Origin of the sequence: Streptomyces sp. NPDC046821 (genome assembly GCF_040645335.1) — a bacterium.
In the GTDB taxonomy this organism is placed as follows: Bacteria; Actinomycetota; Actinomycetes; order Streptomycetales; family Streptomycetaceae; genus Streptomyces.
On record NZ_JBEYYB010000010.1, the window covers coordinates 325,188 to 345,346 of the forward strand.

The 20,159-nt window shown below is 72.0% G+C and carries 15 protein-coding genes, 4 tRNA genes and 1 other RNA gene; 11 read left to right on the forward strand and 9 right to left on the reverse strand.

Translation table 11 applies throughout. From position 1 onward, the window contains the following. Positions 1-208 precede the first annotated feature (208 nt). Positions 209-296 (reverse strand) — tRNA-Ser (locus ABZ893_RS22505). A gap of 121 nt (positions 297-417) precedes the next feature. Here ABZ893_RS22505 and ffs point away from each other — a divergent pair. From ffs to ABZ893_RS22535, 6 genes are all read left to right on the forward strand, one after another. After that, an RNA gene (gene ffs / locus ABZ893_RS22510) (signal recognition particle sRNA small type) lies at positions 418-512 on the forward strand. A gap of 83 nt (positions 513-595) precedes the next feature. Further along, positions 596-2,875, forward strand: coding sequence for a DNA polymerase III subunit gamma and tau (locus ABZ893_RS22515; RefSeq protein ID WP_361406576.1), 2,280 nt, complete (start codon positions 596-598; stop codon positions 2,873-2,875). Between the two features lie 213 nt (positions 2,876-3,088). After that, positions 3,089-4,342 carry a phosphoribosylamine--glycine ligase gene (purD, locus tag ABZ893_RS22520; protein WP_361406579.1) on the forward strand — a complete coding sequence of 418 codons (1,254 nt, stop codon included), beginning with the start codon at positions 3,089-3,091 and terminating at the stop codon, positions 4,340-4,342. Positions 4,343-4,656: 314 nt separating this feature from the next. Next, the gene (locus ABZ893_RS22525) at positions 4,657-6,636 is read left to right on the forward strand and encodes a hypothetical protein (RefSeq protein WP_361406701.1); all 1,980 of its coding nucleotides are present in this window, start codon (positions 4,657-4,659) and stop codon (positions 6,634-6,636) included. 476 nt (positions 6,637-7,112) lie between these two features. Beyond that, on the forward strand, positions 7,113-8,654 hold the full coding sequence (locus ABZ893_RS22530; protein WP_361406582.1) for a N,N-dimethylformamidase beta subunit family domain-containing protein: 1,542 nt from the start codon (positions 7,113-7,115) through the stop codon (positions 8,652-8,654). Between the two features lie 98 nt (positions 8,655-8,752). Further along, positions 8,753-9,649 carry a phosphoribosylaminoimidazolesuccinocarboxamide synthase gene (locus ABZ893_RS22535; RefSeq protein ID WP_361406585.1) on the forward strand — a complete coding sequence of 299 codons (897 nt, stop codon included), beginning with the start codon at positions 8,753-8,755 and terminating at the stop codon, positions 9,647-9,649. Positions 9,650-9,703: 54 nt separating this feature from the next. On the opposite strand, the gene ABZ893_RS22540 is transcribed toward ABZ893_RS22535, so the two are convergent. The 8 genes from ABZ893_RS22540 to ABZ893_RS22575 form a co-directional block, all read right to left on the reverse strand. After that, positions 9,704-9,779, reverse strand: a tRNA-Gly gene (locus ABZ893_RS22540). A gap of 23 nt (positions 9,780-9,802) precedes the next feature. Beyond that, a complete protein-coding gene (locus ABZ893_RS22545; RefSeq protein ID WP_361406588.1) occupies positions 9,803-10,411 on the reverse strand; it encodes a response regulator transcription factor in 609 nt (202 codons plus the stop codon). Further along, positions 10,408-11,742, reverse strand: coding sequence for a histidine kinase (locus ABZ893_RS22550; RefSeq protein ID WP_361406704.1), 1,335 nt, complete (start codon positions 11,740-11,742; stop codon positions 10,408-10,410). The genes ABZ893_RS22545 and ABZ893_RS22550 overlap by 4 nt, the downstream gene beginning before the upstream one ends. Before the next feature lie 17 nt (positions 11,743-11,759). Beyond that, on the reverse strand, positions 11,760-12,554 hold the full coding sequence (locus ABZ893_RS22555; RefSeq protein WP_361406591.1) for an ABC transporter permease: 795 nt from the start codon (positions 12,552-12,554) through the stop codon (positions 11,760-11,762). Then, positions 12,551-13,513 (reverse strand): ABC transporter ATP-binding protein, encoded by a 963-nt coding sequence (locus ABZ893_RS22560; RefSeq protein ID WP_361406594.1) that lies wholly within the window; start codon positions 13,511-13,513, stop codon positions 12,551-12,553. Before ABZ893_RS22560 ends, ABZ893_RS22555 begins: the two co-directional genes overlap by 4 nt. A gap of 125 nt (positions 13,514-13,638) precedes the next feature. Beyond that, positions 13,639-13,714, reverse strand: a tRNA-Gly gene (locus tag ABZ893_RS22565). An 80-nt stretch (positions 13,715-13,794) separates the two neighbouring features. Continuing rightward, positions 13,795-13,866, reverse strand: a tRNA-Gly gene (locus tag ABZ893_RS22570). Positions 13,867-13,990: 124 nt separating this feature from the next. Further along, positions 13,991-14,329, reverse strand: a complete 339-nt coding sequence (locus tag ABZ893_RS22575) for an Lsr2 family protein (protein ID WP_361406597.1) — start codon at positions 14,327-14,329, stop codon at positions 13,991-13,993. A gap of 339 nt (positions 14,330-14,668) precedes the next feature. On the opposite strand from ABZ893_RS22575, the gene purS reads away from it, so the two are divergent. The 5 genes from purS to ABZ893_RS22600 all read left to right on the forward strand — a co-directional run bounded on the left by purS (position 14,669) and on the right by ABZ893_RS22600 (position 20,109). Further along, on the forward strand, positions 14,669-14,935 hold the full coding sequence (gene purS / locus ABZ893_RS22580; protein WP_100598945.1) for a phosphoribosylformylglycinamidine synthase subunit PurS: 267 nt from the start codon (positions 14,669-14,671) through the stop codon (positions 14,933-14,935). Continuing rightward, positions 14,932-15,615, forward strand: a complete 684-nt coding sequence (gene purQ, locus ABZ893_RS22585) for a phosphoribosylformylglycinamidine synthase subunit PurQ (protein WP_361406600.1) — start codon at positions 14,932-14,934, stop codon at positions 15,613-15,615. The genes purS and purQ overlap by 4 nt, the downstream gene beginning before the upstream one ends. After that, positions 15,612-17,861, forward strand: coding sequence for a phosphoribosylformylglycinamidine synthase subunit PurL (gene purL / locus ABZ893_RS22590; RefSeq protein WP_361406603.1), 2,250 nt, complete (start codon positions 15,612-15,614; stop codon positions 17,859-17,861). The genes purQ and purL overlap by 4 nt, the downstream gene beginning before the upstream one ends. 165 nt (positions 17,862-18,026) lie before the next feature. Next, on the forward strand, positions 18,027-19,292 hold the full coding sequence (locus tag ABZ893_RS22595) for a hypothetical protein (RefSeq protein ID WP_361406606.1): 1,266 nt from the start codon (positions 18,027-18,029) through the stop codon (positions 19,290-19,292). Positions 19,293-19,302: 10 nt separating this feature from the next. After that, positions 19,303-20,109 carry a sterol carrier family protein gene (locus ABZ893_RS22600; RefSeq protein WP_361406609.1) on the forward strand — a complete coding sequence of 269 codons (807 nt, stop codon included), beginning with the start codon at positions 19,303-19,305 and terminating at the stop codon, positions 20,107-20,109. The last annotated feature ends 50 nt before the right edge of the window (positions 20,110-20,159 follow it).

A 20,159-nucleotide genomic window follows, 5' to 3' on the forward strand; every position in this document is an offset into this window, starting at 1 on the left:
GTGCAGGCGGCGGCATTCCTGTGTCGGCTTGCGGGGGCCTGGCCTTCTCCGCGATGTGGATAGGTCCAGGGCAGGCTCCCCGGTACCGGTCGCACGTTCAGCAGATCCATCACATCATCGGTCTACTGAGACCAAAACTGAGACCACACACGTCGAAGGGCCCCACCGCGAACGGTGGGGCCCTTCGACAACGTGCCCGGTGAGGCACTGGCGGAGGATACGAGATTCGAACTCGTGAGGGGTTGCCCCCAACACGCTTTCCAAGCGTGCGCCCTAGGCCACTAGGCGAATCCTCCGCCGCAAACAATACAAGACGTTGGGGGGTGCTCGCGAACATGATCGGGGGCGGGGGTCCGGGAGCGGATCATGGCGGGGGCCGGGGTCGTGATTCCGGGCGGGCATCCGCTACTGTTGAGCCCAGCCCCTCACGTGGCGCTATCTGACTGAACTCCCCCAGGGCCGGAAGGCAGCAAGGGTAGGTCGGCTCTGGCGGGTGCGTGGGGGGCGTCTTGCGTTCCGGGGGCGGTTTCCCCTCCGGTGGTCGTGAGGCCGGCGGCGGGCGTGGTTGTCAGTGGGCGCCATTAACCTCGTATACGTGTCGTCTCTCGCGCTCTACCGCCGCTATCGCCCGGAGTCGTTCGCCGAGGTCATCGGGCAGGAACATGTGACCGACCCGCTGCAGCAGGCGCTGCGGAACAACCGGGTCAATCACGCGTACCTGTTCAGTGGCCCGCGCGGCTGCGGCAAGACGACGAGCGCGCGCATCCTCGCGCGGTGTCTGAACTGCGAGCAGGGGCCGACGCCCACGCCCTGCGGCGAGTGCCAGTCCTGCCGTGACCTGGCGAGGAACGGGCCGGGTTCGATCGACGTCATCGAGATCGACGCCGCTTCGCACGGTGGCGTCGACGACGCCCGTGACCTGCGGGAAAAGGCCTTCTTCGGGCCCGCGAGCAGCCGCTACAAGATCTACATCATCGACGAGGCCCACATGGTCACGTCGGCGGGATTCAACGCACTTCTGAAGGTCGTCGAGGAGCCGCCGGAGCACCTCAAGTTCATCTTCGCCACGACCGAGCCCGAGAAGGTCATCGGGACCATCCGCTCGCGTACGCACCACTACCCCTTCCGGCTCGTGCCGCCCGGGACGCTCCGGGACTACCTCGGAGAGGTCTGCGGCCGCGAGGGCATCCCCGTCGCGGAGGGTGTGCTTCCGCTCGTCGTGCGGGCCGGTGCCGGATCCGTGCGTGACTCGATGTCCGTCATGGACCAGCTGCTCGCCGCTGCGGCCGAGGACGGTGTGACGTATGCCATGGCGACGTCGCTGCTCGGGTACACGGACGGTTCGCTGCTCGACTCCGTCGTGGAGGCCTTCGCCTCGGGTGACGGTGCCGCCGCCTTCGAGGTCGTCGACCGTGTCATCGAGGGGGGCAACGACCCGCGCCGGTTCGTCGCCGACCTGCTGGAGAGGCTGCGTGACCTGGTGATCCTGGCCGCCGTTCCGGACGCGGCCGAGAAGGGGCTCATCGATGCGCCGGTCGATGTCGTGGAGCGGATGCAGGCGCAGGCCGGCGTCTTCGGAGGCGCCGAGCTCAGCCGCGCCGCCGACCTGGTCAACGAGGGGCTCACGGAGATGCGCGGCGCCACCTCGCCCCGCCTCCAGCTCGAGCTGATCTGCGCGCGCGTGCTGCTGCCCGCCGCGTACGACGACGCCCGGTCGGTCATGGCCAGGCTGGACCGCCTGGAGCGCGGGGGGAACTTCGTGCCCGGCGGTCAGGGCGCCGGTCCTGCCATGGGGTACGTGCCTGCGCCGGATGCCCATCCGGGTGCGGCTGCGGCTGCCGCTGCGCCGGCGCAGGTTCCTCCGGGGGGCGGTCCGGCTGCGGCTCGGGCGGCTGTTCGGGGGGCGGGGCCGGGGGGTCCGGGTGGGGAGGCTGTTGCGGCTGCGCCCGCGCCCGCGCCTGCCCCTGCTCCCGTACCCGCGCCGGTGCCTCAGGCAGCGCAGCCTGCCGCGCCTCCGGCTCCCGTCGAGCCCGCTCCCGCGGCGGCACCGCCCGCACCCGCGCCCACGGGTTCGGCCCCCGGCGCCTGGCCCACCGCCGCTCCGGCCGGTGGCGGCAGGCGGCCCGGCGGGTGGCCCACGGCCGCGCCCGCCGGCGGTGGTGGCGGCCAGGCCTCCGCCCCGAGCGGCGGCGGCACCATGCAGCCCCCCGCCTCGGCACCCACGCCTCCCCCTGCCCAGCCTCAGGCCCCGGCACAGCCCCCCGTCGCGGCTCCCGCCGCCGGTGGGCTCGACCCCCGCACCCTGTGGCCGAACATCCTCGAGGTGGTGAAGAACAAGCGTCGCTTCACCTGGATCCTGCTCAGCCAGAACGCGCAGGTCACCGGCTTCGACGGGACGACCCTCCAGCTCGGCTTCGTGAACGCGGGAGCCAGGGACAACTTCGCGAGCAGCGGCAGCGAGGACGTCCTGCGCGCGGCGCTCTCCGAGCAGTTCGGCGTGCAGTGGAAGGTCGAGGCAGTCGTCGACCCCTCGGGCGGTGGCGGCGGCCAGGCTCCGCCCCCGGCTCCCGGAGGCGGTTTCGGTTCAGGCGGCGGCTTCGCCCCGAGCGGTGGCGCCCCCGCCGCCCCGGCCCCGCGCCCCGCGACCCCGCAGGCTCCGGCCCCCGCCGCGCCACGCCCCCCGGAGCGCCAGGCCGCACCGAACCCCCCGGCGCCCGCGCCGAGACCGCCCGTCCAGGAGGCGCCCCCGGTCTCCATCGAGGACGACATCCCCACCGACGACGACCCGGACCTCGACGAGTCGGTCCTGTCCGGCCACGACCTGATCGTCCGCGAGCTGGGCGCGACGGTCGTCGAGGAATTCACGAACGAGTAAGCCCGTAGGGGTCGGCCGTGGAGGAATCCGCGAACGCGTAAGCGTGTAAGGGGCCGCGACCGTGCTTCCCCTAGCGGCGCCTGACGCGCGGCCAGTTGCTCCGTATCCGGCCCGCCCGGGCGGACGCGGATGGAGGAACGTACGAACGCGCGCCGCCCCCGCTCTGGGCGGCCCGTACAAGAGCACTCCGGGCCGCCGCCTATGCTGGCTGGCGTGAAGGTCCTTGTCATCGGCAGCGGCGCCCGCGAACACGCCCTGTGCCGCTCACTGTCCCTCGACCCCGACGTCTCCGCGCTGCACTGCGCGCCCGGCAACGCAGGAATCGCCGAGGTCGCCGAGCTGCACGCGGTGGACGCCCTCGACGGCGCCGCCGTGGCCCGGCTGGCCGGTGAGCTGGCCGCGGACCTCGTCGTGGTCGGCCCGGAGGCCCCCCTCGTCGCCGGGGTCGCCGACGCCGTACGCGCCGCCGGCATCCCCTGCTTCGGCCCCTCCGGGGAAGCCGCGCAGCTGGAGGGCTCGAAGGCGTTCGCCAAGGACGTGATGGCCGGCGCCGGTGTGCCGACCGCTCGCTCGTACGTGTGCACGACCCCGGCCGAGGTCGACGAGGCGCTCGACGCCTTCGGCGCCCCGTACGTGGTCAAGGACGACGGGCTCGCCGCCGGCAAGGGCGTCGTCGTGACCGACGACCTCGAGGCCGCCCGCGCGCACGCCAACGCCTGCGACCGCGTCGTCATCGAGGAGTTCCTCGACGGCCCCGAGGTCTCCCTCTTCGCGATCACCGACGGCGTCACCGTCGTCCCGCTCCAGCCCGCGCAGGACTTCAAGCGCGCGCTCGACGGCGACGCGGGCCCGAACACCGGCGGCATGGGCGCGTACTCGCCGCTCCCGTGGGCCGACCCGAAGCTCGTCGACGAGGTCATGGACACCGTCCTGCAGCCGACCGTCGACGAACTGCGCCGCCGCGGAACGCCCTTCTCCGGCCTGCTGTACGCGGGTCTCGCGATCACGTCGCGCGGCGTACGGGTCATCGAGTTCAACGCCCGCTTCGGCGACCCGGAGACCCAGGTCGTCCTGGCCCGCCTGAAGACCCCGCTCGCGGGCGTCCTCCTCGCCTCCGCCGACGGGACGCTCGCGGACCTCGCGCCCCTGCGCTGGAGCGACGAGTCGGCCGTGACCGTGGTCGTGGCCTCCCACAACTACCCGGAGACGCCGCGCACCGGCGACCCCATCACCGGCCTCGACGAGGTCGCGGCGCAGGACGCGCCCCACGCGTACGTCCTGCACGCCGGGACGAAGCGGGACGGGGAAGCCGTCGTCAGCGCCGGTGGCCGCGTGCTCTCGGTGACGGCGACCGGTTCGGACCTGACGCAGGCCCGCGAGCGCGCGTACGCGGCGGTCGGGCGCATCGGTCTCGACGGCTCGCAGCACCGCACGGACATCGCGGCGAAGGCGGCTGCGGAAGCCTGACCCACCCGGCCTCCCGGCCTCTACGGGGGCCACCCCTCTGCGTGAACCTCAGGCCCTGGATCCAACCGGATCCAGGGCCTGACTGTCATCCACCTCTGCCCAAAGCCATTCCATCGAGTGACCGCTGGCCCATCCGGCTGACGTCGCCTTGTGCCCCAACTAGGGTGCGGCGCAAGCGTTCCCGCACTTGGTCCACCGGTGGCCCTCTGGCATTGCGATGTCAGTGACGGGTGCCACAGTGGGGGAGTGGACAACGCCATGGGTGCACGCGACAGAGGGAGCAGGGGGTGACATCGGCCGTGGCCGTTACCGGTATGGGTGCGGAGGTGGGCGCGCAGGCCGCGCGTTCCCGGGCTCTCGCGGTGCTGCGCGTCCGCGGCAGGGCGCTCGCAGTGGCCCTGCTGCCCGCGGCCGTCGCGGTCGTGCTGGCCGCGGGCGCCGCCACCGGGCACATGGTCGGCGCGGGCTGGCGCGTGGCTCTGTGGATCATGACGGTCGTGGCCCTCGTGGTCCTGGCCGCGGCGGCGGGCGTCGCCCTCGTGGTCGCCCGAGCCCGCCCGGCCGTCAGCCCGACGGTTCCGATCGCCGAGCAGCGGGCCCCCGATCTGTACCGGCTCGTGCGCGATCTCGCCGACCGGCTCGACGTCCCCGCCCCCTCCGCGATAGCGCTCACCCCGGACTGCGACAGCTGGCTGGAGGACCGTACGCATCCGGCGCACGGGCCGCCGAAGTCCCGGTCCCGGGGTGACGAGGGCGGGGCGCCGCGAGACGGTGACGATGCGGGTGGCCGGGGCGCCGGTGCGGGCGCCGGTTCCGGTCGTGGCCGGGAGCCCGCCGCCCCCGTCCTGGTCATCGGCTCGCCCTTCCTGTGGTGGATGCGCGTGGGCGAGCTGCGCGCCGTACTGGCCCCGGTCGTCGCCGGTACGGGGCCCTCGGCGCACCCGGACATAGCCGCTGCCCGGCGGTTCGTGCGGGGGCTTGACGCGGCGGTCGCCGTCGCGTCGGCGCCGGGCCGCGGACCCCTCGGGCGAGTGGTTCTCGGAGGCGTCGGCTGGGTGGCGCGGCTGTTGCTGCGCAGCTGCCGGGTGCACGCGGGCGAGATGGAGCGCGGGGTCGCGGCGGCCGCCGCCGAGCGGGCGCAGGCCGTGGACTACGGCGTACGGATCGTGGCGCAGGAGCAGGTCGGCCTGGCCTACGCGGGCTGGGACCGGCTGCTGACCCGGGTCGCGCTGCCCGCCTGGCGCATGGGGCGCTGGCCCGCCCGGCTGGACGCGGGAGTCGTGGCCGCCCTCACGGAGCTGTCCCGGCGCGACCGGCTCGCGGAGGGCTTCGCCTCCCGCCTCGGAGAGCGGCCCGCCTGCGATCTGCTGGAGGAGCCGGGCATGGTGGACGAGGCGGCGTCGCTGCTCGCGGCGCGGCTGTTCCACGGGGGTCCCGCCGAGCAGGGGCCGGACTGGGCGCCGGTCGGCTGGGACGAGTATCCGGACGAGGTCGTCGACCGTAAGTGGCGCATGGACGCGGCCCGCCTCCACCGCGTACTCGACACACTCGGCGTCCACGGCTCAGCGGACCCCACGGCGCCCGACCCGGGCGGCCCCACCCTCGCCCGCGTCATGGCCCATCTGACGGCGGAGCGGGTCCCGGCGACGGCTGTCGTCGAGGTGGCGGTTGTGACTGACATCGCTGATACGGCCGGGGTGCCGGCGGCGGATACGGCGGGTGCGCCGGCCACGGACACGGTCGGTGGGTCGGCCACGGGTACGGTCCCCGAAGCCGACCTCGCCGCTCTGGAAGGCGACTTGGCGGACGCCGACCTCGACGGCGCCCCCGAAGAGGCCCTGGGCGATGGCCTCGAAGACGCCCTCGAAGACCAGGCCGACGGTCCCGCCGGGCTCCTCGCCGCAGGGCTCACCGCCGAGTCCGCCCGCGAGGAGAGCGAGGCGGCGGCCCGGCGCCCCGCCGCCCACACCCCCTCCGCCGGACAGGGCGGCCCCGACGACGCCCTCTGGGACGTGGGCAGCCTCCCGCTCTTCCCGCTCCAACCACCGCGTACCGGACGCGAGTTGGTGGTCGACCACGTGACGGCGATGGTGTGCTGCGCCGCGATCGACTCCGCCGGGGCGGCCCCCGGGCTCGACTGGCTGGACGGCCCGTCGCTCCTGGTCGACGGGGTGCGCGCCAAGGACCTGGCCCCGCGCGTCCTGAGCCTCGTCGAGGAGGGCGACCCGGAACCCCTGCGGGCCTGGCTCGCCGGCCTGGGCATCCGCCCCGAGAAGCCGGTCCGCCTGGTGTAGGCCCCACGCGGGCCCGCACGCCCGCTCCCGGCCCACGCCCGCCTGGCCTGCACCCCATCCCGCAGGCCCACCACGCACGCCCACCGGTGAGGCCCGCACGCCCGCTCCCGGCCCACGCCCGCCTGCACCGCACCCGGCACGCCCGCCCGCGCCCGCCTGCACCGCACCCGGCACGCCCGCCGCGCCGCGTGCCCACCCGCCCCCGCCGACACCTCACCCCCACCCCCGCCCACGCCCGCCTGCCTGCACCCCACCCGGCACACCCGCCACACGCGCCCACCCACCCCCGCCCACACCCACCACTCCCGCCCCACTCCCCGACCCCCACACCCCCACCCCGCCCGGAGGGCCCCGTTCCGTTCCCGTCAATTCGCGACGAACGGTGACGGAGTGCGTGCGTAATGTGATGTGCTGGGGCCGGTAGCTGAACAGACGGCGCGCGCAAGGGCTCGGGGGAGCGAGGGAGGGGGGCGGGCATGGGGCCGGAACGGGAGGACCGACGGGCGGCACGGAACGGGCGCACGCGCTCCCCCGGCGCCATCCGCCGCTGGGAGTCCGGCGCACTCGCCCACGCCGTGAGCGACCCCTTCGGCCAGGGCCCCCTGCCGTGGCTGCGCGGCAGCGAGCACTACTTCGACGACACCGGCCAGGTCGTCCCCTGGTACGTCGACCACGTCCCCCAGCCCGGCGCCAGCACCCTCGCGACCACCATCCCGGGCCCCCGCGCCGGCGGCCCCCGCATGGCGGACGACGTGCACCGCCAGATCAAGGGCTTCACCTCGACCGGAGCGGCCGCACCCGGCGAGTCGATCGACTTCCACGTCACGGTCGACCCGCCGCAGCAGTTCACCGTCGACATCTACCGGATCGGCCACTACGGCGGCGACGGCGCCAGCAAGATCACCACCAGCCCGCGCCTCTCCGGCATCGTCCAGCCGCCCCCGCTCACCGCCGACCGCACGGTCTCCTGCCACCACTGGTGGCTGTCCTGGCGCCTCCAGATCCCCTCGTTCTGGAACGTGGGGGCATACGTGGCCGTCCTCACGACCGTCGACGGCTACCGCTCCCACGTCCCCTTCACCGTCCGCGACAGCAGGCCCGCCGACCTCCTGCTGCTCCTCCCGGACGTGACCTGGCAGGCGTACAACCTCTATCCGGAGGACGGGCACACCGGCGCGAGTCTCTATCACGCGTGGGACGAGGACGGGCGGCTGCTCGGTGAGGGCGACGCGGCGACGACGGTCTCGTTCGACCGCCCGTACGCAGGCGCCGGCCTCCCCCTGCACGTCGGCCACGCCTACGACTTCATCCGCTGGGCCGAGCGGTACGGCTACGACCTCGCGTACGCCGACGCCCGTGACCTGCACGCGGGCCACGTCGACCCGACCCGCTACCGGGGCCTCGTCTTCCCCGGCCACGACGAGTACTGGTCGACGCCGATGCGCCGCACCACGGAAGCGGCCCGCGAACACGGCACCTCCCTGGTCTTCCTCTCCGCCAACACCATGTACTGGCAGGTGGAGTTGGGCCCGTCCCCGTCCGGCGTACCGAACCGGCTGCTCACGTGCCACAAGCGCAGGGCCCCCGGAAAGTCGGCCCTGTGGCGCGAGATGGACCGCCCCGAGCAGCAGCTCATGGGCATCCAGTACGCGGGCCGCGTCCCCGAGCCGCACCCCCTCGTCGTACGGAACGCCGACCACTGGCTGTGGGAGGCCACCGGCGCGCACGAGGGCGACGAGATCGAGGCCCTCGTCGCAGGCGAGGCCGACCGCTACTTCCCGCGCACGGCGCTGCCCGAGCACGAGGAGCGGATACTGCTGGCCCACTCGCCGTACCGCGACAGCGAGCGCGCGGCGCGGCACCAGGAGACGTCGCTGTACCGGGCGCCGTCCGGTTCGCTGGTCTTCGCGTCCGGCACGTTCGCCTGGTCCCCCGCCCTCGACCGCCCGGGCCACGTGGACCCCCGCATCCAGCGCGCGACCGCCAACCTCCTCGACCGCATCTGCAAACGCGACTGACCCCGCCCCCACGCCCCACCCCGCCGGACCCCTGGCCAAAACCCGTCCCCGTATGAGCGAGAATCAGGTGCACTCGTACATATCCACGGGGAGGAACCGTGTCCGGATTCGTCGAAAAGCCCGAACCCCTTCAGGTGCCGGGCCTGGTACACCTCCACACCGGCAAGGTGCGGGACCTGTACCGGAACGAGGCGGGCGACCTCGTGATGGTCGCCTCCGACCGCATGTCCGCCTACGACTGGGTCCTGCCGACCCCCATCCCCGACAAGGGCCGCGTCCTCACGCAGCTGTCGCTGTGGTGGTTCGACCAGCTCAGCGACCTGGCCCCCAACCACGTCCTGTCGACGGAGCTGCCCGCCGGCGCCCCCGCGGACTGGCAGGGCCGCACCCTCGTCTGCAAGTCGCTGCGCATGGTGCCCGTGGAGTGCGTGGCCCGCGGCTACCTCACCGGCTCCGGCCTGGTCGAGTACAACGAGTCCCGCACGGTCTGCGGCCTCTCGCTGCCCGAGGGCCTGACCGACGGCTCCGAGCTGCCCGCCCCGATCTTCACGCCCGCCACGAAGGCCGAGGTCGGCGAGCACGACGAGAACGTGTCGTACGAGGAGGTCGTGCGCCAGGTCGGCGAGGAGACCGCCTCCGCGCTGCGCGAGATGACGCTCGCCGTCTACGGCCGGGCCCGGGACATCGCGCGTGAGCGCGGCGTGCTCCTCGCGGACACGAAGTTCGAGTTCGGCTACGACGACGAGACGCTGATCATCGCCGACGAGGTCCTCACCCCGGACTCGTCCCGCTTCTGGCCGGCCGACTCCTGGCAGCCGGGCCGCGCCCAGCCGTCCTTCGACAAGCAGTTCGTGCGCGACTGGCTCACGTCCGCCGAGTCCGGCTGGGACCGCAAGAGCGAGCAGCCCCCGCCCGCGCTCCCGCAGCAGGTCGTGGACGCGACGCGCGCCAAGTACATCGAGGCGTACGAGCGTCTGACCGGCGTCAGCTGGTAGTCACCGCCCCGCGGACACGCGAAAGCCCCCCGGCACTGCCGGGGGGCTTTCATATGGAGCGAACGACGAGGTTCGAACTCGCGACCTCAACCTTGGCAAGGTTGCGCTCTACCAACTGAGCTACGTTCGCACTGCGCCGTGGCGCGAGAGCAACTATACCCAACCTCGCTCCCGTGCGAGACGCACCGCCGTGTGCCGGTTCTCCGCCCCGAGTTTCATGGCGGCGGACGACAGGTAGTTCCGCACCGTCCCGGGGGAGAGCGCGGCCCGCTCGGCGATCTCCGCGACGGGCGCGCCGTCGGCGGCGAACTCCAGCACCTCGGCCTCGCGCGCGGTCAGCGGGGAGTCGCCCGCGGAGATCGCGTCGGCCGCCAACTCCGGGTCCACATAACGGTTTCCGGCGTGCACGGTGCGGATGATCTCGGCGAGCCGCTGGGCGCTGACGGTCTTCGGGACGAAGGCGCGCACACCGGCGGACAGGGCTCTTTTCAGGTGTCCGGGCCGCCCGTGACTCGTCACGATCATGACCCGGCAGGCGGGCAGTTCGCCGCGCAGCACTGTGGCGGCCTTCACACCGTCGGCGCCCGGCATCTGCAGATCGAGCACGGCGACGTCGGGTTCGTGGGCGCGGGCCATGGCGAGGGCCTCGGGCCCGGTGGCGGCCTCGGCGACCACGACGAGATCGTCCTCGAGCCCGAGCAGCGCGGCGAGCGCGCCCCGGATGAGGTGCTCGTCATCGGCGAGCAACACGCGCACGGTCACCGGGCGCTCCTTTCGTATTCGTTGTTGGTGAGGCCCTGCGGTGGCTCGTCGTACGTGGCGTTCGTGAGGCCCGGCCGTGGCTCGTCGTACGTGGCGTCGTGCCGCGGCTCAGCGGCCGGTTCCGTCAGAGGCACCTCGGCGATCACCCGGAACTCTCCGTTCACCAGACCCGCCTCCAGCGTCCCGTCGACCTCGGCGAGCCGCTCCCGCAGCCCGGCGAGCCCGGACCCGTTACCGACGGCCCCGGATGCCCCGGAGGCCCCGTCGTTCTCCACACTCAGCACCACGACCCGCCCCGCCTCCACCCGTACGGCGATGTCGCAGCGCCGGGCGTCCCCGTGCCGCAGGACGTTCGTCGTCGCCTCCCGCACGACCCAGGCGAGCGCGGACTGTACGGGGCCGGGCAGCGCCGCGTCCGTCCCGGTCACCTCGCAGGTGATCCCGGCCGCCGTCAACACGCCCTGCGCACCGGCCAGTTCGACCGACAGGTCGGCCTCTCGGTAGCCGCGTACGACGGCCCGTACGTCCTTCTGGGATTCCTGGGCGATGCGCTGCACCTCGATCATCTGCTCCACGCCCTCGGGCCGCCCGCGCCGGGTGAGCTGTATGGCGAGCTCGCTCTTGAGCGCGATCACGGCCAGGTTCCGGCCCATCACGTCGTGCAGATCGCGCCCGAACCGCAGCCGCTCCTCGGCCACCGCGAGCCGCGCCTTGGTCTCGCGGGCCTCGTCGAGTTCGTAGACGGTGTTGAGCAGCCAGACGGACAACCCGGAGGTCAGCGCGAAGACCCCGGTGCTGAACAGGACGGTCGCCGCCAGGACGAGCGCGACGATGGACGGAAGTCCGGACGGCACGGCCGCCACCCCGGCCCCGACGGACGCGCCGAGCGCCGTGGCGATCACGCGCCGGCGGGTGCGCAGGCCGGGCGTGACCATGCCGGCGCCGACCATGAGGATGCCGACGAAGAGCACGATCGCGTTCGAGGCGCCGCCGCCCGGGTTCCCTTCGCCGGGCACCCGCAGCAGCACGGCCAGCGTCGCGACGGCGAGCACGGCGGTGACGGTGCCGTACGCGACGACCAGGCGGACCGGCTGCTCGCGCCGGCCCCGCGTCCAGTCGAGAGCCCTGGACACGGTCACCGAGCCGAGTACCGCGTGACCGCACAGAGCCAGGAGCAGGGCCCAGGCGAGCGCGCCCGGCACCTCGCCGAAGGGGAGCGGCCCCAGCCAGAACAGCTCGACAAGAGCGAAGGACCGCAGCGACCAGCGCGTGTACGTCTCGACTTTCGCCGGTGTGCTCTTCCCCCGCCACCACGCGCCCGGCCGCTTCATGTCCCCGCCCCGTCGGTTCACCGTCGTGGCTCCCAGCGGAACCACCGTCGTACAGCAAACACGGCGAGCACGGTCCAGGCCACCGCCGTGGCGGCCGCGCCCAGGGCGTCGTAGGCCGACAGGTTCCCGGTCCAGCCGCCCCGCAGCAGGGTGATCACCGGGGTGAGAGGCAGCGATTCGCAGACCAACGCGAGGCGGTCCGGGAGGAGTTCGAGGGGTACGACGGTGCCGGAGCCGGCCAGGGACAGCAGGAGCAGCGGCATGACCGCCACCTGCGCGCTCTCGACGCTCTTGCTGAGGCCCGCGGTGACGGCGGCGAGCGCGGGCCACATCACGAGCCCCAACAGCAGCCCCAGGACGACGAGTTGGGGCGAGCGCGGCGCACCCACGCCGAGCAGCGCCGCACTCGCGGCGACGAGGACGCAGGACTGCACGACGGCCACGGTGACCGCGGGCAGTGCCGCGCCCGCGAGGATCTCGGCGTCGCGCAGCTCGCCGGTGCGCAGCCGCTTGAGGACGAGCTCCTCGCGCCGGGCCACGTACACGCCGACGAGCGTGCTGTAGACGGCGAAGAGGAGAGAGAAGCCGATCGCGGACGGCAGGAGTACGGAGCCCATGCTGAGCCCGGCGGCCTTGAGATCCATGCCGTCCATCGACGAGCGCACCGTGAACGGCAGCGCCAGCGGCACGACTACCGCCGTGAACAGCGTGCCTTTGCCACGGCCGAGCAGGGTCAGCTCCGCGCGGGCCAGGGTCCGCATCCGCCCCGCGGCCGTCGTCGTGGCCCCGCGGGCCGTCATCACCGTGCTCATCGCGCCGCCACCTCTTCCTTGTCGTTCACGGCATTCGTACGCGCGTCGCGTGCGATCCGCAGGAACGCCTCTTCGAGGGAGGCGCTGCGCGCGTCGAGCCCGCGCAGCTCGACCCGGGCGTCCCTGGCCCACAGGAGGAGGCTCGTGGCGGTCCGCTGGAGTTCGTTCGTCAGCAGCCGGACCTTGCGGCCGTCCGTCTCGTGCCCGCTGACCCCGAGTCCGGCGAGCGGCGGGAGGTCGCCGGGCAGGTACCCGCCGGGCAGCTCGAAGGAGATGTGCGAGGGCTGGGCGGCGACGACCTCGTCGACGCGCCCCTCGGCGGCGATCCGCCCCTCGTGGAGGATGGCGAGCCGGTCGGCGAGTTCCTCGGCCTCTTCGAGGTAGTGGGTGGTCAGCAGCACGGTGGTGCCGTCGGCGCGCAGCTCGCGCACCAGGTCCCAGGTGGCGCGCCGGCCCTCGGCGTCGAGTCCGGTGGTCGGTTCGTCGAGGAAGAGGACCTCGGGCCTGCCGAGCAGCGCGAGCGCCAGGTCCAGGCGCCGCTTCTCACCGCCGGACAGCGCCTTCACACGGACCTTGGCGCGCCGTTCGAGCCCGACGATCTCCAGCGCTTCCCCAGCGGGCCGCGCGCCGCTGGTGCATCCGGCCCACAGCCGGACGGCCTCCGCGACGGTCAGCTCGGACGGGAACCCGCCTTCCTGGAGCATGACCCCGACCCGCGGCCTGACCAGGTCGCGTTCGGTGTACGGGTCGTGCCCGAGGACGCGGACGCGGCCGCCGGCGGGGGCGGCGAGTCCTTCGAGGAGTTCGACGGTGGAGGTCTTGCCCGCGCCGTTGGTGCCGAGGAGGGCGAAGAGTTCTCCCCGGGCGACGGAGAAGGTCACCCCGCGCACCGCCTCGTACGAGCCCCCGTACACGCGTCGCAGATCGGTGACGTCGATCACGCGCTCGTTCGTTTCCATGAGTACGAGCGTTCCGTGCGGCCGGGCCGGTGGTCAGTGCGTGCTGTCACCGGAGGGCATGACAAATGTCAGAAGCGGCTTCGCACATGCAGAAGGCCCCGGTCCGATGGACCGGGGCCTTCAACTGGAGCGAACGACGAGGTTCGAACTCGCGACCTCAACCTTGGCAAGGTTGCGCTCTACCAACTGAGCTACGTTCGCACTTGCCTCCGACCGGCTTTCACCGATCGGCGCGAGCACCAGCCTACCGCACTCCGGGGAGTGATCGGTACGCGATGCGGAGCGGGTGACAGGAATTGCACACTGCGCCTTCCCCCTGGAAGGGGGATGTTCTACTACTGAACTACACCCGCACGACTCCGTGAGGTTCGGCTTTTTGCGGCCTCGCCCCTCGGCGTGTTCCAGACTCTAGCTGATCAGCAGGGGTGCAGCGCAAGTCGCCTGCTCCGCGGGGTGCCGACGGGTGGGCCACTCGGGTCAGTTGGCGGCTTCGAACGCCTCGTAGACCTTCTTGGGGATGCGGCCGCGCGGCGGGACGTCCATCTTGTGCGAGCGGGCCCAGGCGCGGACGGCGGCCGGGTCGGCGGAGACCGCCGTGTGCTTGTAGCTGCCGATGGCCCTGCCGGAGGCGCGGCCCGCGCCGTGCTGCTTGCGGCCGGCCTCGAGGTACGGGGCCAGTACCTTGCGAAGCTTCTTGGCATTGGCGGGATTCAGGTCGATCTCGTACGACTTGCCGTCGAGACCGAAGACGACCGTTTCTGCGGCTTCTCCGCCGTCGATGTCGTCGGAGAGAGTGACCACGACACGCTGCGCCACGAATATCGGTCCCTTCGTGCGACCTCGCCGCTTTGACGTGCGCCGATGTCGACTGTCCGGCTGTTATGGGGCAAAGCTCAGTGTAAAGCTCAGGCGAACCGACCGCTTTCGCATTTCCTTTTTACCTTGCCGAGTATTGCATTGTGAAGACCGACGAAATCGCCCCGCGTGTCCGTGCCGCAATGGGTATCCGAAGTCTTTCCCCGAATTTTTCCCGGGAGTACCGCGCTGTTGCGCTAACGTGATCCGGCTCTCGTAGCTTCCTACGGTCTACGCGAGTAGAAATTTTGTCCGGGTAGTCTGAAGGAACCTGCTCAGCACCACACACCGGGAGTGCCAGTGGCACGCGTCGTAGTCGACGTCATGCTCAAGCCGGAGATCCTCGACCCCCAGGGCCAGGCGGTGCAGCGTGCACTGCCGCGCCTCGGTTTCGAGGGCATCTCCGACGTACGTCAGGGAAAGCGTTTCGAACTCGAGGTGGACGGGCCTGTCGATGACGCGGTCCTCGCCCGTATCCATGAGTTGGCCGACACGTTCCTCGCCAACACCGTGATCGAGAACTTCACCGTGAAGGTCGAAGAGCCCGCGGTGGGGGCAGAAAAGTGACCGCTCGTATTGGCGTCGTCACTTTCCCGGGTTCCCTCGACGACAGGGACACTCAGCGCGCGATCCGTCTCGCCGGCGCCGAGCCCGTCGCCCTCTGGCACAAGGACAAGGATCTGAAGCAGGTCGACGCGGTCGTCCTGCCCGGTGGATTCTCCTACGGCGACTATCTGCGCGCCGGTGCCATCTCCCGGTTCTCGCCGGTGATGGAGACCCTGATCGAGCAGGCCAAGGCGGGTATGCCGGTTCTCGGTATCTGCAACGGCTTCCAGATCCTGACCGAGGCGCACCTGCTGCCCGGCGGGATGCTCGGCAACGACCACCTCCACTTCATCTGCCGTGACCAGAAGCTGCGGGTGGAGAACGCGGACACCGCCTGGACCGCCGACTACGAGGCCGGCCAGGAGATCCACATCCCGCTGAAGAACATGGACGGCCGCTACGTCGCCGACGAGCGCACGCTGGACATGCTGGAGGCGGAGGGCCGGGTCGCGTTCCGTTACGTCGACTACAACCCGAACGGCTCGCTGCGGGACATCGCCGGCATCACGAACGAGGCGGGCAACGTCGTCGGTCTCATGCCGCACCCCGAGCACGCCGTCGAGCCGCTCATCGGCTCCGGTCGCACCGACGGCCTCCCCTTCTTCACCTCGATCCTCAAGAAGCTGGTCGCCGCCTCATGAGCCTCGACACCGTTGAGAACGCCGCACAGACCCCCGACGTCGAGCTCCCCTGGGCCGAACTCGGCCTGAAGAAGGACGAGTACGAGCGCGTCGTGGAGATCCTCGGCCGCCGCCCGACCGGCGCCGAGCTCGCCATGTACTCGGTCATGTGGTCCGAGCACTGCTCGTACAAGTCGTCGAAGATCCACCTGCGCCAGTTCGGCGAGAAGGCGCCGCAGTCCGACGCCATGCTCGTCGGCATCGGTGAGAACGCCGGTGTCGTCGACGTCGGCCAGGGCTACGCCGTGACCTTCAAGGTCGAGTCGCACAACCACCCGTCGTACGTCGAGCCCTACCAGGGCGCGGCCACCGGCGTCGGCGGCATCGTGCGCGACATCATCGCGATGGGTGCCCGCCCGGTCGCCGTGGTCGACCCGCTGCGCATGGGCGCCGCCGACCACCCCGACACCAAGCGCGTCCTCCCGGGCGTCGTCGCCGGCATCGGCGGCTACGGCAACTGCCTGGGCCTGCCCAACATCGGCGGCGAGGTCGTCTTCGACTCCTGCTACCAGGGCAACCCGCTGGTCAACGCGGGCGCCATCGGCGTCATGCGGCACGAGGACATCCACCTCGCGAAGGCCTCGGGCCCGGGCAACAAGGTCATCATGTACGGCGCCCGCACGGGCGGCGACGGCATCGGTGGCGCCTCGATCCTGGCCTCCGAGACCTTCGACGACGCCAAGCCGTCGAAGCGTCCGGCCGTGCAGGTCGGTGACCCCTTCCAGGAGAAGCTGCTCATCGAGTGCACCCTGGAGGCCTTCCAGGAGAAGCTCGTCGTCGGAATCCAGGACCTGGGTGCCGCCGGTATCTCCTGCGCCACCAGCGAGCTGGCGTCCAACGGCTCGGGCGGTATGCGCGTCGAGCTGGACGACGTACCGCTGCGCGACTCCACGCTCTCTCCTGAGGAGATCCTCATGAGCGAGTCGCAGGAGCGCATGTGCGCGGTGGTCGAGCCTTCGAAGGTCGACCGCTTCCTGGAGATCTGCGAGAAGTGGGACGTCATCGCCACCGTCATCGGTGAGGTGACCGACGGCGACCGCCTCGAGATCTTCTGGCACGGCGAGAAGATCGTCGACGTCGACCCGCGCACGGTCGCCCACGAGGGCCCGACGTACGAGCGCCCCTACGCCCGCCCGTCGTGGCAGGACGCGCTCCAGGCCGACGACGCGAACAAGCTGCCGCGGCCCGCGACGAGCGACGAGCTCAAGTCGCAGGTCCTCGCGCTCGTCTCGTCGCCGAACCAGGCGTCGAAGAAGTGGGTCACCTCGCAGTACGACCACTTCGTGCAGGGCAACACCGTCCTCGCGCAGCCCGAGGACTCGGGCATGATCCGCATCGACGAGGAGACCGGCCTCGGCGTCGCCATCGCGACCGACGGCAACGGCCGGTACGCGAAGCTCGACCCGTACCACGGCGCTCAGCTCGCCCTCGCCGAGGCGTACCGGAACGTCGCGACGACCGGCGCGAAGCCGCTCGCGATCTCCGACTGCCTGAACTTCGGCTCGCCCGAGGACCCGGACGTCATGTGGCAGTTCGTCGAGGCCATCCGTGGTCTCGCCGACGGCTGCCAGATCCTCGGCACCCCGGTGACCGGCGGAAACGTCTCGCTGTACAACCAGACGGGCGAGGCGGCGATCCACCCGACCCCGGTTGTGGCCGTGCTCGGTGTCATCGACGATGTCGCCCGCCGCACGCCGGTCGCCTTCAGGGAAGAGGGCCAGCTCCTCTACCTGCTCGGCGACACCCGCGAGGAGTTCGGCGGTTCGGCCTGGTCGCAGGTCGTCCACGACCACCTCGGCGGTCTGCCCCCGCAGGTCGACCTGGAGCGCGAGAAGCTGCTCGCCGACATCCTGATCTCGGCGTCCCGCGACGGCATGATCGACGCCGCGCACGACCTGTCCGACGGCGGTCTGGTCCAGGCCGTGGTCGAGTCGGCGCTGCAGGGCGGCAAGGGCGCGCGGCTCGTCGTGCCCGACGGCCTGGACGCGTTCACGTTCCTGTTCTCCGAGTCGGCGGGCCGCGCGGTCGTCGCCGTCCCGCGGAGCGAGGAGCTGCGCTTCACCGACATGTGCGGCGCGCGTGGCCTGCCGGTCACCCGCATCGGCGTGGTCGACGGCGACACGGTGGACGTGCAGGGCGAGTTCGCCCTGTCGCTGACCGAGCTGCGCGAGGCGCACGAGGGGACGATTCCGGGGCTGCTGGCGTAGTCCTCCGTAGTCCTTGGGAGTCCTCCGGACCGTACGGTCATGAAGTCCCCGTCTGCTTCGGCAGGCGGGGACTTCGTATTGGCGGAGGGCTGTCGGCAGCGTTGGCGGCGGCGCTGGCGATGGCCTTGCCGGTGGCGTTGTCAGTGGCGGTTGATAGCTTCGGCGGTGCTGGAAGTCACGGGGGACGGGGGAGCGGTGCGGGTACCGGACGGTGTGCGGGCGACCGCCAATTTGCTGCTGTGCGTGGTGGCTGTCTTCGGCATCGGCTGGGGCGGCAGGGAGATATGGCAGGTCCTGAGCGCCCGGCAGCAGATCAACGCGGTGTGCGACGGGCTCGTACCGGCGGGCCGGGTGCTCGCGCTGTCCGCGGCGGGTGGCACGGTCACGCACCGGGTCTCCTACGATCCCATCGACGTCGACAACCTGGCCTCGGGCCAGCAGTGTGAGCTGTTCAGCGCGGAGGCAGCGGAGAAGCACGGGTCCGACGGCGAACGCATGTTCTTCGTCGGCACCGTGGGCGTTCTGCCGAACTCGCGTGAGGTGATCGCCGACGGCCCGTTCAAGGACGTCGTCAACTACTACGACGGGCGCGCCTACGCGTCCCAGCCGCTGGGCGGCGGTATCGCGGGCGCCGTCACCGACTCCGGGGTCGTCGTGCAGTTGCAGTGCCCCGAGGGCAAGGAGGGCACACGGCCGATCAAGGCCCTGTGGGCCCGTGCCGAATTCGTCGACCCGAAGCGGTCGATGATGGGCAGCGGCCAGCTGAACGCGTCGGACCGCTCCGTCCTCGCGGACACCGCCGTGGTCACCGCCAACAACCTCGCCGAACGGCTGGGCTGCGCCGACCGCCTCCCCGACGCCCCGGACGACGTCCCCGCCCTGCTCGAGTGGCCGGTACCGGCGGCCCGCGCTGAGGGCACCTGCGCCTGGTACGGCAAGGCGGGCTACGCCGCGCGCGGGTCGCGCTATCCGGACCAGGTCGTCGAGAGCCGTACGGACGCGAAGCTCTGGGACGAGCGGTGCGCGCTGATCCTCAGCCAAGGCCGGGCGGGCGCTCTTTACCACGCGACCCCGGACGAACATAAAAACCTCAACCAACCAGACCGCCCCGGCAAGTGGTTCGTCTCCCTGCACACGTACTCCGGTCCGGACGCGACCAAGGTCATGCTGACCAGCACCTCCGTCGACGAGCGTCCGGAGCCCGCCGAGCCCGGGAAGGCCGGCCGCAGCAGAAAGGACGCCATCTGGTGGGCGTCCTCCGTCTGTGACGGCCGGCCGCAGATCCACACGATGACCCTGTCCGTGGGGTACGACCGCGTGGCGACGCCCCGGATGGCGAAGGTGTTCAAGTCCTACGTCGACGACGTCACCCGGCGCCGCGGCTGCACCGACGTCACGTTCCCCAAGGCCTCGACCTTCCGGTCGGCGTAGGGTCACCGGCATGGCCCCGCCCAAGACCCCCAGGAAACGCCCGCGTTCGTACGACGCCGAGAAGCTCAGGGTCGCCGTGCTCGCCCAGTTCGCCGCCGTGCGCGAGACCGTCGAGGCGCTCACGCCCGAGCAGCTCGCGGCGCCGACCCGGCTCGGGGACTGGACGGTGCGGGAGCTCGCCGCGCACTTCACCATGGCGGTCGGGATGCTGCCGAGGAGCCTCGCCGAGCCCGCGCCGGACCGGGCCGACCTGGAGCTGCTCGACTACCCGAAACTGACCGCGCCCGCCGCCCCCGCCGTCGCCGAACGCGTGCAGGAACTGGCCCGCAGCGCGCCGCTGAGCGAGCTGTACGCCGAGGTCAGCGCCGGGCTCGACCGGTACCTGCCCGCCGGGCTCGACGCCGAGCGGCCCATCGCCCACCGGGTCGGGTCCATGACCCTGACCACCGCCCTCGTCACCCGAGCCGTCGAACTCGCCGTCCACACGGACGACTTGAACGACGCGCTGCCCGAACTGGGGCTGCCGGTCGAGCGGCAGCTCCTGGCGGCGGCGACCCGCTTCCTCGCCGACGCGCTGGCCGTGAAGGCGCCGGGCGCGTCGACCGAGGTGCGGATCCCGCCGTTCGCCGTCGTCCAGTGCATCGAGGGCCCCCGGCACACCCGAGGCACCCCGCCGAACGTCGTCGAGACCGACCCGCTCACCTGGCTCCGCCTCGCCACCGGCCGTACGGCATGGAAGACGGCCGTCGACGACGCGCTCGTCAGCGCAAGTGGTGAGCGGGCCGACCTGGAAGCGCTGCTGCCGATCATGGCGTAGGCGTCACGCCATCGTGGCCGACGCCGCCGCGACGTAATGGGCGACGCCCC

What these genes read in the sequence shown, in the direction of transcription:
- ABZ893_RS22550 (WP_361406704.1), bottom strand. Translation starts at nt 11,742, where the DNA reads ATGAAGCGGCCGGGCGCGTGGTGGCGGGGGAAGAGCACACCGGCGAAA.
- ABZ893_RS22560 (WP_361406594.1), bottom strand. Translation starts at nt 13,513, where the DNA reads ATGGAAACGAACGAGCGCGTGATCGACGTCACCGATCTGCGACGCGTG.
- ABZ893_RS22530 (WP_361406582.1), top strand. Translation starts at nt 7,113, where the DNA reads ATGGGGCCGGAACGGGAGGACCGACGGGCGGCACGGAACGGGCGCACG.
- ABZ893_RS22600 (WP_361406609.1), top strand. Translation starts at nt 19,303, where the DNA reads ATGGCCCCGCCCAAGACCCCCAGGAAACGCCCGCGTTCGTACGACGCC.
- ABZ893_RS22555 (WP_361406591.1), bottom strand. Translation starts at nt 12,554, where the DNA reads ATGAGCACGGTGATGACGGCCCGCGGGGCCACGACGACGGCCGCGGGG.
- purL (WP_361406603.1), top strand. Translation starts at nt 15,612, where the DNA reads ATGAGCCTCGACACCGTTGAGAACGCCGCACAGACCCCCGACGTCGAG.
- ABZ893_RS22525 (WP_361406701.1), top strand. Translation starts at nt 4,657, where the DNA reads ATGGGTGCGGAGGTGGGCGCGCAGGCCGCGCGTTCCCGGGCTCTCGCG.